At 45.8% G+C, this 16727-nt stretch carries 11 protein-coding genes; 8 read left to right on the forward strand and 3 right to left on the reverse strand.

Annotated elements, in window-relative coordinates:
- Positions 1-22: 22 nt before the first annotated feature.
- Together NDI44_RS05880 and NDI44_RS05885 are read left to right on the forward strand one after the other, a co-directional pair.
- Positions 23-6955: a PfaB family protein gene (locus NDI44_RS05880; RefSeq protein ID WP_190412771.1), complete on the forward strand. Its 6933-nt coding sequence runs from the start codon at positions 23-25 to the stop codon at positions 6953-6955.
- A gap of 185 nt (positions 6956-7140) precedes the next feature.
- Complete coding sequence (locus NDI44_RS05885; protein ID WP_190412772.1) at positions 7141-8796, forward strand: PfaD family polyunsaturated fatty acid/polyketide biosynthesis protein; 1656 nt, start codon at positions 7141-7143, stop codon at positions 8794-8796.
- A 135-nt stretch (positions 8797-8931) separates the two neighbouring features.
- Here the strand turns inward: NDI44_RS05885 and NDI44_RS05890 are convergent, their stop codons facing one another.
- Positions 8932-9840 carry a LysR substrate-binding domain-containing protein gene (locus NDI44_RS05890; protein ID WP_190412773.1) on the reverse strand — a complete coding sequence of 303 codons (909 nt, stop codon included), beginning with the start codon at positions 9838-9840 and terminating at the stop codon, positions 8932-8934.
- Between the two features lie 227 nt (positions 9841-10067).
- On the opposite strand from NDI44_RS05890, the gene NDI44_RS05895 reads away from it, so the two are divergent.
- Together NDI44_RS05895 and NDI44_RS05900 are read left to right on the forward strand one after the other, a co-directional pair.
- Positions 10068-10949, forward strand: a complete 882-nt coding sequence (locus NDI44_RS05895; RefSeq protein WP_190412774.1) for an aspartoacylase — start codon at positions 10068-10070, stop codon at positions 10947-10949.
- 144 nt (positions 10950-11093) lie between these two features.
- A complete protein-coding gene (locus NDI44_RS05900; RefSeq protein ID WP_190412775.1) occupies positions 11094-11972 on the forward strand; it encodes a hypothetical protein in 879 nt (292 codons plus the stop codon).
- A gap of 176 nt (positions 11973-12148) precedes the next feature.
- Here NDI44_RS05900 and NDI44_RS05905 read toward each other — a convergent pair whose 3' ends face one another.
- Entirely contained in the window at positions 12149-12754 is a 606-nt protein-coding gene (locus NDI44_RS05905) for a thioredoxin family protein (protein WP_190412892.1), read from the reverse strand.
- Between the two features lie 72 nt (positions 12755-12826).
- Between NDI44_RS05905 and NDI44_RS05910 the strand changes: the two genes are divergently transcribed.
- On the forward strand, positions 12827-13231 hold the full coding sequence (locus tag NDI44_RS05910; RefSeq protein ID WP_190412776.1) for an NIL domain-containing protein: 405 nt from the start codon (positions 12827-12829) through the stop codon (positions 13229-13231).
- Between the two features lie 37 nt (positions 13232-13268).
- Here NDI44_RS05910 and NDI44_RS05915 read toward each other — a convergent pair whose 3' ends face one another.
- Positions 13269-15422 carry a HEAT repeat domain-containing protein gene (locus tag NDI44_RS05915; protein WP_190412777.1) on the reverse strand — a complete coding sequence of 718 codons (2154 nt, stop codon included), beginning with the start codon at positions 15420-15422 and terminating at the stop codon, positions 13269-13271.
- A gap of 78 nt (positions 15423-15500) precedes the next feature.
- On the opposite strand from NDI44_RS05915, the gene surE reads away from it, so the two are divergent.
- From surE to NDI44_RS05930, 3 genes are all read left to right on the forward strand, one after another.
- Complete coding sequence (gene surE, locus NDI44_RS05920) at positions 15501-16178, forward strand: 5'/3'-nucleotidase SurE (RefSeq protein ID WP_190412778.1); 678 nt, start codon at positions 15501-15503, stop codon at positions 16176-16178.
- Positions 16179-16275: 97 nt separating this feature from the next.
- A complete protein-coding gene (locus tag NDI44_RS05925; protein WP_242030430.1) occupies positions 16276-16464 on the forward strand; it encodes a hypothetical protein in 189 nt (62 codons plus the stop codon).
- A complete protein-coding gene (locus NDI44_RS05930) occupies positions 16461-16718 on the forward strand; it encodes a hypothetical protein (RefSeq protein WP_190412779.1) in 258 nt (85 codons plus the stop codon). Before NDI44_RS05925 ends, NDI44_RS05930 begins: the two co-directional genes overlap by 4 nt.
- Positions 16719-16727 lie beyond the last annotated feature (9 nt).

Below are 16727 nucleotides of genomic sequence, written 5' to 3' on the forward strand. Positions count from 1 at the left end.
ATTAATCTTTTAGGAATATTGAATGGAAAAAATTGCAATCATCGGTTTATCTAGCTTATTCCCAGGTGCAGAAAGTCCTGAGCAATATTGGCAGAATTTAATTGCTAAAAAAGATTTTAAAAGCTTAGCAACAGTCGAACAAATGGGAGTAGACCCCCAAAAGTTTTATTCGACAGATAAAGGGAAGCTAGATAAATACTATTGTTTAAAGGGAGGGTATATTCGAGATTTTCAGTTAGATACCAGCGAGTATCAGATGGCTCCTGAGTTACTGAAAAGCTTAGATGAAATTTATCAATGGTCTTTATACGTCTCAAAACAAGCATTAAAAGATAGCGGTTATTTAGGAAATCAATCAGTTCTGGAAAAATGCGGCGTGATTCTGGGGAATCTTTCTTTTCCTACCCGCTTTTCCCATCGTTTTTTTGCACCAATCTATCAAAAGTTTCTTGATTCAGCCCTTCAGCAACTTTTACAAGAAGAATCTTTCCAACTAAAAAAACCACCTTCTGATGGATCTCTTTTAAATGGAATGTTAGCTGGGTATCCGGCAGCAGTCATTGCTCAAGCGCTGTCTTTATCTGGAATTAATTTATCTCTGGATGCAGCCTGTGCGACATCGCTGTATGCAGTTAAATTAGCTTGTCACTATCTGTTATCCGGCAAAGCTGACCTGATGTTAGCGGGTGCGGTGAGTTGCGCCGATCCGTTCTTCATCAATATGGGATTTTCCATTTTCCACGCTTATCCAGAAGATGGGATATCGCGTCCTTTTGATAAGTCATCCGGAGGACTCGTAGCTGGAGAAGGAGCCGGAATGGTTGTCCTGAAACGATATAGCGATGCGCTGCGAGATGGCGATCGCATCTACGCCACAATCTGCGGCGTTGGCTTATCGAATGACGGCAAAGGGAAATTTGTCCTCAGTCCTAATCCCAAAGGGCAAATCTTAGCCTTTGAACGGGCATATACCGAAGCCGGAATACATCCCAACAGTATCGATTACATCGAGTGTCATGCCACGGGTACTCCTGTCGGAGATATCACCGAACTCAACTCGATGGAAACCTTCTTCGGTAAGCATCAAACGGTACCTCTGATTGGTTCTGTCAAATCCAATTTTGGTCACTTGTTGACGGCTGCGGGGATCGCGGGTCTCATCAAAGTGATTTTGAGCATGGGTGAAGAGATCATCCCGGCGACAATCGACGTAATTGACCCCCTCCGTTCAGAAAAAGGCGCGATCGCTGCTGAGCAGATGGTCACTTCCCCGACACCTTGGCCTCAAAAACAACCGACAAAACGTGCCGCCATCAATGCTTTTGGTTTTGGTGGTACTAATGCTCATTTGATTTTAGAATCTTCAGAGGCAACGGCTGGAGAAGGTGAGGATTCCCAATCCCCAATTCCCAATCCTCAACTCAACACTCAACACTCAACACTCAACACTCAACACTCATTAGCGATCGTCGGCATGGATGCCTTCTTTGGCTCCTGTAAAAGTTTAGATGCCTTCGAGCGCACGATTTATGAGGGAACGCAGCATTTTATCCCCCTTCCGCCTCAGCGCTGGCAAGGTATCGAAGAGCAACCCCAATTACTCAAAGAATATGGCTTGGCAAACGGTGAAGCGCCTCTGGGAGCCTACATTCAAGATTTTGAACTCGATTTTCTCAATTTCAAAATCCCGCCCCGCGACGAAGATCAACTGATTCCTCAACAGCTATTGATGCTCAAGGTGGCGGACAACGCTATCAAAGATGCAAAACTAGCGCAAGGGGGAAATGTCGCCGTGATTGTGGCGATGGGGACAGAACTCTCCTTGCACCAGTATCGCGGTCGATGCGATTTATCTTGGCAAATCAAAGAGAGCTTGGAACAAGCAAATATTTCTTTGTCTCCCGAAAAACTTGCCGAACTGGAAACTATTGCCAAAGATAGCTTGCATCCTCCGGCGCAAGTCAACCGATACACTAGCTTCATCGGCAATGTGATGGCTAGTCGCATTTCCGCCCAGTGGGATTTCACTGGTCCCTCCTTCACCATTTCTGCCGAAGAAAATTCGGTTTTTAAAGCTTTAGAAGTCGCTCAACTCCTGCTCTCTAATGGAGAAGTTGATGCTGTTGTCGTCGGCGCTGTCGATCTCTCTGGTGGATTGGAAAACGTATTATTCCGCCAGCAGTTAGCACCGATTAATCAAGGGATTCCCACCTTAAGCTTTGATGAAAACGCGAATGGCTGGATGGTCGGAGAAGGTGCAGGTGCCGTCATTTTAAAGCGGCACGAAACAGCCAAACAAGAGCAAGACCGAATTTATGCCGTTATTGATGCCATCAGCTTAATTCAGGATAATGCCAATCATCAATCGACGAGCGATCGCATGCTCACACAAGCTTGTCAGCAGGCGTTCGATTTAGCAGGTATTCACCCTACAGACATCGGGTATCTGGAAGTTTTTGGCAGTGGCGTCGCCTCAGAAGATGAAGCCGAAATCAAAGGTTTACTTTCTGCCTATCAAACTTCCCAAGCGAGTTTGAGTTGTTGCCTGGGAAGCGTCAAAGCCAACATCGGTCATACTTATACCGCTTCCGGGATGGCGAGTTTAATCAAAACTGTCCTCTGCCTGTTTCATCGGTATATTCCTGCGACTCCCCAGTGGTCTAGACCGAAACTGCCTCAGATGTGGCAAGGAAGTCCCTTCTACGTCACCACCGAATCGAGAACTTGGTTCTTGGAACCCGAAGCGTCCAAAAGAGTGGCTGCAATTAACGGCTTAGGCATAGATGGTACTTATTCTCACATCATCCTCTCGGAAGAATTGAGCCAAAAAGAGCGTCCTAGGAAGTATCTGGAACAAACGCCCTTCTATTTATTTCCCCTCACCGCTAATCATCAATCTGCGTTGCTCGAACGCTTGCATTCGCTCCAAAATCTGATTGAAACGGGTGAAGATCTATCCGTTGCAGCAACACAGACCTTTACAGCTTTTGGGAAATCGCCCCAGGCGACTTATACCCTAGCGATTGTCGGTTCTCATAAACAGGAAATCCTGCGGGAAATCCACTTAGCGATCGCAGGTATCAAAAAAAGCTTTGAAACGGGCGGAGAATGGAAAACACCACTTGGCAGTTATTTCACACCGAAACCTTTAGGAAAAGAGGGTAAACTTGCCTTTGTTTACCCAGGTATGGCTAGTTCTGCTCTCGGACTAGGACGGGACATTTTCCAGCTATTTCCTAAAGTTTACGATAGCTTCTCGGCTCTGACTCCCTATCCAGGTCAGGTCATGCACGAGAAACTTCATTATCCCAGAAGTTTAGAAAAACTTTCCAGTCAAGCACAAGCAGAGAAACAGGCAGAATTTTTGGGTGACGGAGTAGCAATGTGCCAAACCGGAATCAGTTTGGCAGTGCTATATAGCCTCATTCTCAGACAGTATTTCCAAGTCCAACCCCAAGTTGCATTTGGGTATAGCTTGGGTGAAGCTAGCAGTATGCTGTTTGCCCTTGACATTTGGCGCGATGATGGGAAATTAAGCGAAGCTTTAGTGTCCTCTCCTCTATTTAGAACTGATTTATGCGGTCCCTGTTTAGCGGGACGTAGGTTTTGGGGTTTGCCAGAAAGCGATCGCTCGGAAAAATTTTGGATTTCCTATGTTCTCAAAGCGCCCGTATCGACAGTTAAGGAAGTCCTAAAGCAGGAAGAACGTCTTTATCTGTCATTTATCAATACTCCAGAAGAAGTAGTAATTGGTGGAGATCCGCAAGCTTGCTTAAGAGTGATTGAAACTCTCAAGTGCAAATATTTCCCCATCAATTTTGACAGTGTATTGCACTGCGAACCAACAAATACTGAGTATGAGGGATTGGTTGAATTACACACAATTCCCATCCAAAATCTACCCGATATTCAGTTTTATTCTGGAGTAAATTACGCTCCGATTAAGCTAGATACTAATTCTCTGGCCCATAACGCCGCCAAAATCTGCTGTATAACGGTTGATTTCCCTAGAATTATTCATCGTGTCTACGAAGCTGGTGTCAGAATCTTTATTGAGGTAGGCGCAGGAAACAATTGTTCTCGATGGATTAGCGAAACGCTTAAGCAACAAGAGCATATTGCCATATCCATCAATACCAAAGGCGTTGATGACCATACTGGAGTGGTCAGGGTTTTAGCAAAACTTGTGAGTCACGGTGTCTCTGTGGATTTGTCCCCACTTTATTCTCAAGTGCCAGAAAAATCTATCCAACGTCAATCAATTGTTAAAAAAGTTACTTTGGGTGGAAGCCGAATTTATTCTAAAATTTTGACCGCTGAAAATTGTGAGATTTTCCGAAAAGAGATAACAAGAGGTAATAAAGCAAAAGCCATGACAATAGCAAAAGAACCCCAACAGACAACTAATCATCAAAACCAAATGATGAAGATATTTCAGCTACAAATAGCTGTAGCCGAACAATTATTGAATCAAAATATATCAGCTCAGAGCAATGGTCAGATAGCCCCTGCAACTTCAGATCCTCAGCGCAATAGTTACACAAAGCCTTCTAATATTGTTTGGGATGAAGCAGATTTACTAGAATTTGCTGAAGGGAAAATTTCCCGTGTCTTCGGTAAAGACTATGAAATTATCGATTCCTATTCCCGGCGAGTGCGGCTGCCAGTTCCGCCCTATCTCTTGGTGAGCAGGGTTACTAAACTCGATGGGGAAATAAATAGCTTTAAACCCTCTTCAATTACAACCGAATACGATATTCCACAGAATGCCTGGTACGCTGTTGATGGTCAAGCTCCTTGGGCAATCAGTGTAGAATCTGGTCAATGCGATTTATTATTAATCAGCTACCTAGGAATTGATTTTGAGAATAAAGGCGACCTAGTTTATCGCTTGCTTGATTGCACCCTAACGTTTCTAGATGATTTACCCAAAGAAGGACAAACCCTGCGTTATGACATCCGCATAAATTCTTTTGTGCGAAGCGGAGATAACCTACTATTTTTCTTTAGTTACGAGTGCTTTGTTGGGGATAAAATGATCCTCAAAATGGACGGAGGCTGTGCCGGATTCTTTTCCGACGAACAACTCGAAAATGGTAAGGGAATTATTGTTTCCGATAAAGAACTTGAAGCGCGAAGCAAGATTCCAAAGCAAAAGTTTGAGCCTCTGCTAATCTGTCAAAAATCAAGCCTAGATGAGTCAGATATGTTATCCCTCACCGAGGGTAATATTGCTGCCTGCTTAGGAGACCATTATTGGCAAGATGGCTTAAATCCCTCCCTGCGCTTGCCCCCGAAGGCAATGCTCATGATCGACCGCATCACATCAGTAGAACCGACAGGAGGGGCTTGGGGTTTAGGTCTAATTATCGGCGAAAAATTTCTTGACCCAGATCATTGGTATTTCCCCTGCCACTTCAAAGACGATCAGGTGATGGCTGGTTCCCTGATGGCAGAAGGGTGCGGTCAACTCTTGCAATTCTATCTTCTCTATTTAGGATTGCAAACCTACACGGTTGATGCTAGATTTCAACCGATTCCCGGTTTGCCACAGGTCGTCCGTTGTCGCGGACAGGTGACTCCCATTTCGGGCAAATTAATCTATCGGATGGAAATCACTGAAATTGGCATTACACCAAAACCTTATGCAAAATGTAATGTTGAAGTCATCCTGAACGGCAAAATTGTTGTTCACTTCCAAGACCTAGGCTTGCAGCTATCTGAAAAGAACCCTAATCATTCAATTTCTGTTGAACAAGCGATAAACAACTCTCAACAAAAGGCAGGATTACCCCGGAAACCAGCCTTATTAAATGAAGATCAAGTCAACGAATTTTGTCTGGGTTCGGTTGCTAAGTGTTTTGGCCCAGAATTCGAGATTTATGACAACGGTGGCGTCAAAGCTTCGCGGATGCCCAATACTCATCTCAATTTGGTGCATCGCGTTTTGGAAGTGAATGGTAAACGCCATGAACTAACAAAAAATTCCAGTATTGTTACTGAATACGACGTTCCCACAGAGCCTTGGTATTATCGCCAAAACTCCTCTCCGACAATACCGTACTCAATTTTAATGGAGATAGCTCTGCAACCCTGTGGTTTTCTCTCTGCTTATTTAGGAACTACTTTGTTGTATCCAAATCAAGACTTGTACTTCCGCAATCTTGATGGACAGGGTCGCCTTCTCAAGGATATAGATATTCGAGGAAAGACGATTACGAATACAGCCCGGTTACTGTCTTCATCCAATATCCAGGGAGTGATTATTCAGAGTTTTGATTTTCAAATGGTTTGCGATGGCGAACCGTTTTATGAAGGAACTGCCGCATTTGGTCATTTTAGCCCCCAATCTTTAGCAAATCAGGTAGGACTGGATCGCGGTAAGGATGTTCCACCCTGGTACGAAACGGAAAATACCACCGGACTCGCGAAAGCAAAAATCGACTTAAGGAGTCCGGAAAGTAGAGCCAAGTTTTATCGCCTTAATCAGGCTCGACCCCATTATCGGCTTGCTCAGTATCAGTTAGACCTCCTGAATGAAGTACGCATTATTCAAGGAGGAGGGAACTATCAGCAAGGCTACATCTATGCCCGAAAAGAGGTAAAGCCGAATGACTGGTATTTCAAGTGTCATTTTTACCTTGACCCGGTCATGCCTGGTTCATTAGGAATTGAGGGGATTTTGCAAGCGATGCAAGTCTATGCCTTGCAGAACGATCTTGGTAAACAATTCAAATCTCCCCGTTTTGTCCAAGCCATCGACCATCTAATCGTTTGGAAATATCGCGGACAAATTCCTCATGGTCATACCGAGATGTATTTAGAGGTTCATATTTCCAAAGTGGATATTACTCCAAACAAAGTTACCTTAATCGGTGATGCCAGTTTGTGGAAACCCAACCTGAGAATCTATGAAGTTAAAGACATCGCTCTTTGTTTAGTTGAGTCTGATTAAAATCTATCAAACTCACACTATGGTTCAGTTAGTACTGTTGGTGAATTAAGAACCTAACCCCCAGCTCCCTTCCCTAGTAGGGAAGGGGAGTCCGGAAGCCCCTCTTCTCCTAAGGGAGGAATTTGGGGAGTCAACCCAACCGACAATCTACAATCTGTTATTGGCTTGAATTGGAAAAAGAAACTATGTTGGCAATACCTTTAACGCAAAACAAAAATGGTCTTCGTTTCTCAGGAAATCCGAACAATCAAAATCCAGTCTGGCAGGGTTCTTTAAATTCTGTAGCTTTTGATGAAGAAGGTATCAAGACTAAACTGCTGAATTTAGATAAACCCTGTTACATCGTTAGCAAGCAAGGCCAAATTGGGGTCACGAACGAAGGTTATTTAGGGGATGCTAATAACGGCAAAACTGAATCCGTGGAAACTTTGACAGCAGTGCCACCGCTAGTTCCTCAACAGTTGGGAGACCCCAGTTTCCTGACTTTTCACGGGGTAAAATATGCTTATAGTACGGGGTCAATGGCGAATGGCATTGCCTCCGAAGAAATGGTAATTGCCCTTGGTAAAGAGAAAATTCTCAGTGCCTTTGGTGCCGCTGGCTTAGTTCCTTCTCGCATTGAAACTGCTATTCACCGCATTCAGCAAGCACTTCCAGAAGGGCCTTATGCATTTAATTTGATCCACAGTCCTAGCGAAGCTGCAATCGAGCGGGGTGCAATCAATTTATATCTCAAATACGGCGTCACTACCGTTGAGGCTTCAGCGTTTCTCGATTTGACACCCAACATTGTCTATTATCGAGCGGCTGGACTTAGTCTCAATTCGGCGAATCAAATCGAAATCAAAAACAAAATCATTGCCAAAGTTTCTAGGACAGAAGTTGCAACTAAATTTTTGCAACCAGCACCCACTAAAATGCTCAAGCAATTGGTTGCTCAAGGGCTAATTACTGAGTTGCAAGCTTCCTTGGCTGAAAAAATTCCAATGGCTGACGATATCACTGTAGAAGCCGATTCTGGCGGTCATACAGATAATCGTCCCCTAGTTTGTCTCCTACCTTCGATTCTGGCTCTTAGGGATGAAATTCAGGAAAAATATGGTTACGAACAACCTGTTAGAGTTGGAGCGGCTGGAGGAATTGGTACACCGCAGTCAGCATTAGGGGCATTTATGATGGGAGCCGCTTATGTGGTGACAGGCTCCATTAACCAATCCTGTCTTGAAGCTGGAGCTTCTACTCATACCAAAAACTTGCTAGCTCAAGCGGCTATGGCTGATGTGAGTATGGCACCAGCGGCGGATATGTTTGAAATGGGGGTGAAATTGCAAGTCCTGAAACGTGGCAGTCTCTTCCCAATGCGGGCGCAAAAACTCTTTGATTTCTACAAGAACTATGACTCAATTGAAGAAATTCCGCTTGTGGAAAGAGAGAAATTAGAAAAAGAAATCTTCAGGAAGAGTCTAGAGTCAGTTTGGGAAGATACGGTTGCTTATTTTTCTCAACGCGACCCGGATCAAATAACCAGAGCAGATAACAATCCTAAACGTAAAATGGCTCTGATTTTCCGCTCGTATTTGGGCTTGTCCTCCCGTTGGTCTAATGCGGGTGAGAAAGGTCGTGAAATGGATTATCAAATCTGGTGTGGCCCCTCAATGGGATCGTTTAATGAATGGGTGAAGGGTTCTTATCTGGCTCAAGCGAATAATCGTCGTGTAGTTGATGTTGCGGATCACATAATGATTGGTGCTGGCTTTTTGTACCGGCTGCAAAACTTGAAACTACAGGGGTTATCGATGCCTGCACAATACTGGAACTATTGTCCAAAACCTCTTTTTTAGGATAGTCTAAACATTTTTGGTACCAGGGGCTGGCATTTTAAAGAACTTTGCCGTAAAAAGCCTCTGGGCTGTCTCTATCGGTATGCCTTAAACTGTGGAGGCAAGCGATCGCGTATAGGCGTTTTTATGTTTTGATTAAGACGCTTTTGAGTTAGTCTGCGCGATCGCTTTTGTCACTTCCAAGAACTCGCGCAAAGTCGCTGAAGCATCGTCCTGTCGCCATACAGCCGCCATTGGGACAGTTGGTGTTGGTTCAGCGATGTTTTTGTATAAGACACCCTTGCGTTGAAGATTTTGGACATTAGCAGGGAGCAAGGCAACTCCAACCCCACCAGCGACTAAGCCGAGTATTGTTAGCATCAGCGTTCCTTCTTGGATGACAACGGGGGAAATACCCGATTGTTGGCACAGATGTTCGAGCTGTTCAGATAAGACTGGAGAGAATTGACGAGAAGGAAGGATGAACACTTCCTGTGCCAGTGCTTTTAAGGAAACTTGAGGTTGGCTCGCCAGTGGATGAGTCTCTGGTAAAGCGACAATTAAAGACTCATGGCAAATCGTCATCCAGGCTAAATCAACTTCTTCTTGCATCCAGGACGGCAAATGGAAAAAGCCAACATCCAGATGGCGATCGCGCAGTGCTTGCAATTGGAAGGAAGTTGCTAACTCTCGCCAGACGAGTTCCACAAGCGGAAAACGTTCAAGATAAACTCGCAGAATGTCTGGCAAAAAGCTGTTTGCCATTGAGCTAGTAAAGCCGATTACCAATCGCCCGATTTCTCCACGACTAGCACGTTGCGCCATGTTGACCGCACGATCTACGCTAGCGATCGCGCTTCGAGCTTCGTCTAAAAAGACTCTTCCAGCGAGGGTTAACTGGAGCGGTCGCTGGGTGCGATCAAACAGTTGCACTCCCAGATCGTCTTCGAGATCGTGAATTTGTTTGCTTAAAGGAGGTTGCGCGATATGCAGACGAGCAGCAGCACGAGAGAAGTTTAACTCCTCTGCAACCGCGATGAAGTAATGCAAATGCCGAAGCTCCATTCGTTCTTCACCACTATATCTTTGCTCTAATCTTGGCAAGATAGGGATGAAAATGTCAAATTTATATCAGTTTTTAAATACTATATCTTTGGAATATAGTTGCCTAGTCAAGAAAGTATTAGACATCTAGTAAACCCTTCGTTAATCTAGATGGAAAGACGTTATCAACCTCAACACATCTAAGTTAATAGATAGTGTTGTAAATAGGTATAGAGAGCCATTATTTTATGAAGAAGATCGAGCGTGTTGCCATTGTGGGGGGAACGCACGGAAACGAACTCACCGGAATTTACTTAGTGAAGAAATTCGAGCGATCGCCCAACTTAATTCAGCGACCTAGCTTTGAAAGTCTTACGTTGTTAGCAAATCCCAAAGCTTATGAAATTGGGAAACGGTATGTTGATACCGACCTTAATCGCTGTTTTCTTCGCAAGGATTTGGAGAATTCGAGCCTTTCTAGTTACGAAGCGCAACGAGCCAAGGAGATTTATGGAAAATTTGGCTCTGGAGGGAGCCATCAGGCAGATTTGGTTGTTGATTTACACAGCAGTACAGCAAGCATGGAGCTAACAATTATTCTCGCTAGCAAGCATCCTTTTAACCTTCAACTAGCCGCTTATCTCACATCTTTTCATTCAAAAGTGAAGGTACTTTATTCGACAACCAGAAATCAAGGCACCCCTCATCTGGACTCAATTTGTGAATTCGGCTGCACAGTTGAAGTCGGTGCGGTGGCTCAAGGGGTATTAGATGCAACTTTATTTCAGCAAACTGAGGAACTTGTCCAGGCAATTTTAGACTACACGGAAGCCTACAATCAGGGAACGCCGCCTCTTGTAAAAGATACGCTCACCATTTATCACAGCATCCAGACAATAGACTATCCCAGGAATGAGTTTGGAGAGATTCAGGCAATGATTCATCCCCAGCTTCAATTTAGAGATTATGAAGCGCTTCATCCCGGCGATCTCATGTTTTTAACGTTTGATGGTCAAGCGATCGCCTATGAAGGTGAATCAACAGTTTATCCAGTCTTTATCAATGAAGCAGCCTACTATGAAAAAGGAGTTGCCATGTGTTTGACTGAAAAGCAGCAAGTCACCATTTAGCAAAAGTCTCAAGTGTCGAATTCAGATTAAATCATTTCTAACTCTTCGTCAGTTAAAAAATATCGCGAACTTGGAATTTTGGATTTTATTGATTAACAAAAATAAAAAGTAAATCGATAATTCAAAAACACAAAGGAGTCATAAATGAAGGCGCAGCAGGCAGAACTTTACCAAAGTATTCAAGAATTCCCCCTTGACGATCCGGAGTCTGCTTTTCCCTTTAGTCAAAGGTTAGCAAGAGAAAACGGTTGGACAGTTCAATATACTCAGCGTGCCATTAACGAATACAAAAAATTTATCTTTCTTGCTGTTGTAATTGGGCATCCTGTCACGCCTTCCGAGCAAGTAGATCGAGTTTGGCATTTGCACTTAACTTACACTCATTCCTACTGGGATGAGTTTTGTAACAAAGTTTTAAAAAAACCATTGCACCATCACCCAACGAAGGGCGGTTCCAGCGAACAGGATAATTTTTACAGGTGCTATAACGAGACGCTGATTAGCTACGAAAAACTCTTTGGACAGCAACCTCCTAGCGATATCTGGTCGCCACCCGATACCCGATTTGGGAAAGACATCCAGTGCAAACAAGTCAACACTCATCGGTATTGGCTCGTACCCAAACCATCTTTTACTCTGGCTTGGTTGCCCTCTATTGATCTCCCTCGCTTGCCTTTGGGGCAATTCCTAGCGATCGCTCTATTGTCCTTTATATTAGTTCTAACTATCAGCAGCTCTACGCTACTGATAGCAGGGATTTCTACCCAGGCAACTCACTCTACAAGCTCTGAATTAGCACTGGCTCAAACAAGCGAAAATTCTCCGCTACCTCGCAAGACTCCAACTCCAACTCCTAAGAACAAAGATCGTCCTACTTCGGAAAAATCTTCAGGATCGTTTTGGTGGTGGCTACCAATATTCCTCATTTTTTCCCTGTTCGGAAGTCGCGGCAATAACAGTGGTGGTGGTAGTAGTGGTAGTAATGATAGTACGAACAACGGCTGCGGCTGTGGCTGTATGTGATCGGGCATCTGCTCAAGACTAGACAAGAGATATACAACTAGAGAAACCCTGTCCAAAACCCTTGAGTGGGCGTCATTTTTGGCGTTACCTTCAGCAATCAGATATCACCAGGATGGATTTCTGATTGATCAGTGCAAACCCCAAAAATCTTCTAACAGCGACTGTTCTCGTAATTCTTAATTGCTTTTTACTTGGCTACCGTGGCTGCGAGGATCATCCTGACTAACTTTGGCGGGTGTAACGGGTGATTGGAAGGCAGAAACCTGTCCCCCAGCTTGGGCGTAAGGCAGAGGTACAGAAGCAACAAGGGCGTCAATGTTTGCCTGCATGACGGGACGAGGCACCTCACCAATCGTTTGAGCGATCGCGTCTCCGTTATTGCCGAAATAGACAAAATGGGGAATCCCATCAACGCGGTAGCGCGTCATCTCTGGCAACCACTTATTGTTATCCACATTTAGCATGACAAAATTCATCGAATCAGCATACTGCTCTTTCAGTTCGCCCAGATCCTTTGCCATTGCCTGACAGCTGGTACACCAGTTCGCATAAAATTCCATCAACGTCGGCTTGCCATTGCTCAAAGCCACTTCTAACGGTGTAGATTGCTCAGCTTGGGTGTCCAGGGAAACTGAACTTGTCTCAGTTTGCAGTCCCAAGAATAGAAAAACGCTGAGGACAATCGCTACTAAAGCAATCAAGAAGTTTGTGACACGTTTCGCGCCGGTTCCTGGCGACGGCGGCTGAGAGGTTGCAGTTGATTCAGGTGAATTCACAGCCATCGAAGATTTTTTCACGATTGTTATAGATGAGCTACCTTTAGTGTACCAACTCCCTCCAGAGCTACCTTTGCCGTGAAAAAACGAGTAACGTTGACTTTTCCCAAACGAGCGATTCAGATGCCAGTGACTTATCGACTGGCGAAGGATTTTAATGTAGCAGCGAATATTATTCGTGCCCAAGTGGCACCCAATCAAATTGGGAAGCTAGTGGTGGAACTTTTGGGCGATATTGATGCAATAGATGCGGGAATCGAATGGATGCGATCGCAAGATATTAGCGTTTCTTTTGCCAGTCGCGAGATCGCGATCGATGAAGACGTTTGCGTTCACTGCGGGTTATGCACTGGCGTTTGTCCCACAGAAGCTTTGACGTTAGAACCGCAGACATTTCGGCTTAATTTTACGCGATCGCGCTGTATTGTCTGCGAACAGTGCATTCCCACCTGTCCCGTAGAGGCAATTTCTACTAATTTTTGAATTAAAAATGCTTCTTTTTGGCGAATTGAGTCCAAGACTAGGCGATCGCATAATTGTAGTAACCGCACCGCTCTTGAATGGCAGCGATCGCATCAAGGATCGTGCTAAGAGCAACGCTATTCTCGGATTTTAAGAGCATCTGGCGCAGATAAGGCAATGCTCCAGCGCTGCCGATTTTCCCTAGACTATAGGCAGCCTTCTCCCGAACGCTAACGTCTTCGTGGTTAACAGCTTGCCTGAGCGCCCCTACAGCCGACGGGCTATTGATTTGACCTAATGCCCAAGCAGCACTCCCTCGAACGCTAGCGTCTGGGTGGTTGAGAGCTTGTCGCAGTGCTGCTACCGCCCCTGGAGTGCCGATTTGACCTAATGCCCAAGCAGCGCTTCCACCCACAGTCGCGTCTTCATCGTTCAACGCCCCCAACAGCCCCACCACCGCAGCCGGAGAACCGATTTCCCCTAAAGCCTCCGCAGCCTTCTCGCGCACCCGATAGTCGGTATCGTGCAAAGCCTCCAGCAGCCCGGTTACGGCAATCTGGCAGCCAGTGCTACCTAAAGCAGAGGCAGCATTTTCGCGCACCCGATAGTCGGTATCGTGCAAAGCCTCTAGAAGTCCCGCTACCGCTGCTGGGGAGCCTATTTTTTCTAACGCAGCGGCAGCACTTTGACGAACCCCAAAGTCTTCATCATGTAACGCTTGTCGCAGCCCCACAACGCTGACTTCACTGCCGATTTTCCCTAAAGCCTCAGCAGCTTTTTCTCGAACATCAAAGTTTGGATGGTTTAAAGCTTTCAGTAGCGCCGCTACGCCTTCCTCCTTGCCCATAGAACCCAGGGCATAGGCAGCCATCCAACCCACCCACGAATCGTCATCGTCCAAAGCTTCTAAAAGCCCAGCTACCGCCGCTTGGGCAGGCGCAGGCTCGATGCCCTTTCTGCCGATTTTCCTTAAAGCATAGGCAGCACCCCTGCGAACATAAAAGTCACGATCCTTTAAAGCTTCTAGCAACCCTGACATTGCCGCCGGAGAGCCGACTAAACCTAACCCATAGGCAGCACAACTGCGAACCTCATAATCTTCATCTTTCAGCGCCTTCAGCAGCCCCGATACTGCCAATGGATTGCGGGTAAGGCCTAAGCCGAATGCAGCCCTCTCGCGTACCCGATAATCTCGATCCTGTAACACTTCCAACAGTGTCGCCACCGCCTCCTCGCTGCCAATTTTCCCTAAAGCATAGGCAGCTCTTCGGCGAACATCAAAGTCGTCATCGTTCAACGCTTGCCGTAGCGCCATCACCGTTTCTTGCGTGCCAATCGAACCTAATGCTTCGGCTGCTTTTTGACGCACCCGATAGTTTTCATCATTTAACGCTTGCAGTAGCGCTGATACCGCCTGCTGAGTGGGAATTTGACCTAAAGCATAGGCAGCATTGTAACGCACCCGAAAATCTGCATCGTTCAAAGCTTCCAGTAGCGCCGACACTGCTTCCTCGGTGGGGGTTTGACCTAAAGCGTAGGCAGCTCTCCCACGCACATCAAAGTCCTCATCGTTCAATGCTTGCCGCAGCACCCCTACGGCTGCCTGGGTACCAATCGCGCCTAAGGCATAAGCTGCACTCTCGCGCACCTGAAAATCTTCATCGTTCAACGCTTGCCGCAACCCCATCACTGCGGCATCGGTGCCGATAGAACCTAATCCATAAGCTGCACTCAAGCGAACACCAGAGTCGTCATCGTTCAATACTTCCAGCAGCGCTGTCACGACTGCATCGGTGCCGATGGAAGCTAAGCCATAAGCTGCACTTTCACGCACCTTAGCGTCAGGGTGGTGAAGCGCTGGGAGTAGGCTGGGGATTGCACTATCAGAGCCAGTGATGCCTAAAAGTTGAAATTTCAACTCTTGAGGAACTTCTAGAGAAGCAACTAAACCGACGGTTGCGGCTTGAAACTCCGGTTTAACGGCTCCTGCCATCTGTGCGCCTAACCTCAAATCCACTTCTAAGGCTAACTTCACGACTCGCACTACCTGAGCTTTTTCCTCCAAGCGCTGTAACATCTGCACTATGGGGTCTGTCCATTTCAGATAATTTAAATACTCCTGCTTGAGCTGGTCATCACTCAGTGAGAGTACCTGTTGGAGGAGGTTTTCGGCGGTGTAAGATTCCTGAATCGGTTGGTGATGCAATTCCATCTAGTTGCCTTCTCACATTTGAATCAATGGGTGCTTGAGCAAACCGTCTAGGCTACGTCCGACTCAGCAAAAAAATATATGACTTTGATTTTAACGAACGACGACGGAATAGACGCTCCTGGAATCCGAGCGCTGCACAAGGCGATGAATGGCAAGGGGGTGATTGTGGCTCCTAAAGACCATTTATCCGGATGCGGTCATCAGGTGACGACGACTCAAGCGATTCATGTACGGCGTCGCTCGGATTTTGAATATGCGATCGCGGGTACTCCCGCTGATTGCGTTCGCATTGCGCTTACGCATCTTTGCCCTACTGTCAAGTTTGTCCTTTCTGGCATCAACGCCGGTGGCAACTTAGGAGCCGATGTTTACATTTCAGGGACTGTCGCTGCTGTGCGCGAAGCAGCCTTTCATGGGGTTCCGGGGATTGCCGTTTCCCACTATCGCAAAGGCAAACTGAATGTCGATTGGGATGTGGCGGCGAGGTGGACGGCTGGAATTTTAGCCGATCTACTCAACCGTACCATTGAACCGGGAACGTTTTGGAATGTGAATTTGCCGCATTTGTTACCCGGAGATCCCGATCCGGAAGTGGTGTTTTGCGAACCTTCTCGGCAACCCTTACCAGTTAACTATCGCGTTGAAGGCGATAATTTTTACTACGTCGGAGAATATGCCAAACGCGATCGCACTCCTGGTAGCGATGTTGATGTCTGCTTTTCCGGCAAAATCGCCGTAACTCAGCTGCGACTTTAAAAAAGGTGAGGTAAGATACCGCTCCCATAAGAGTTAGCGAAAATCCCTTAATGCAGTCCCTTCGTGTAAGATAGCCAAGGTTAAATTGAACTCAATAGTGGTGGAACCATCCGAAGCACAATACCTAATTCTCAACGCCTTAGATACCTTAGAGCTACTTAGCAATGCGGTGTATGATGAAGACACAGGAATTTGGGTAATTGAAACCCCTAGCAATGTCTTACCCTATGCTCGACTCCTGCAAAATAGCGATATTGTTCCTATCAAATGGGTATCGGAACGATGACAAAACCTACTGAGATTGAAAAGCAACAGTATGCAAGAATAAAAGAACTTTTTGCTTTATCTCGACAGCGCTACTTGGATGCAGGAGGCGATCCTCGAAAGCGCCCAAGTGGTCTTAAAGGTGATGATTACTTGACCGATGAAGAAAGGCAAGAACTATTTGCGATCGCTCGCGGTGGAGTTAAAATCATCGGGGACGAAGTTCACTGTGAAGGGCGGTCTTGGAAAATATCCGCAAAAGATATAAATAATTAGAATTAATCA

Source organism: Trichocoleus sp. DQ-A3 (assembly GCF_039961975.1).
Taxonomy (GTDB): Bacteria; Cyanobacteriota; Cyanobacteriia; order Cyanobacteriales; family FACHB-T130; genus FACHB-T130.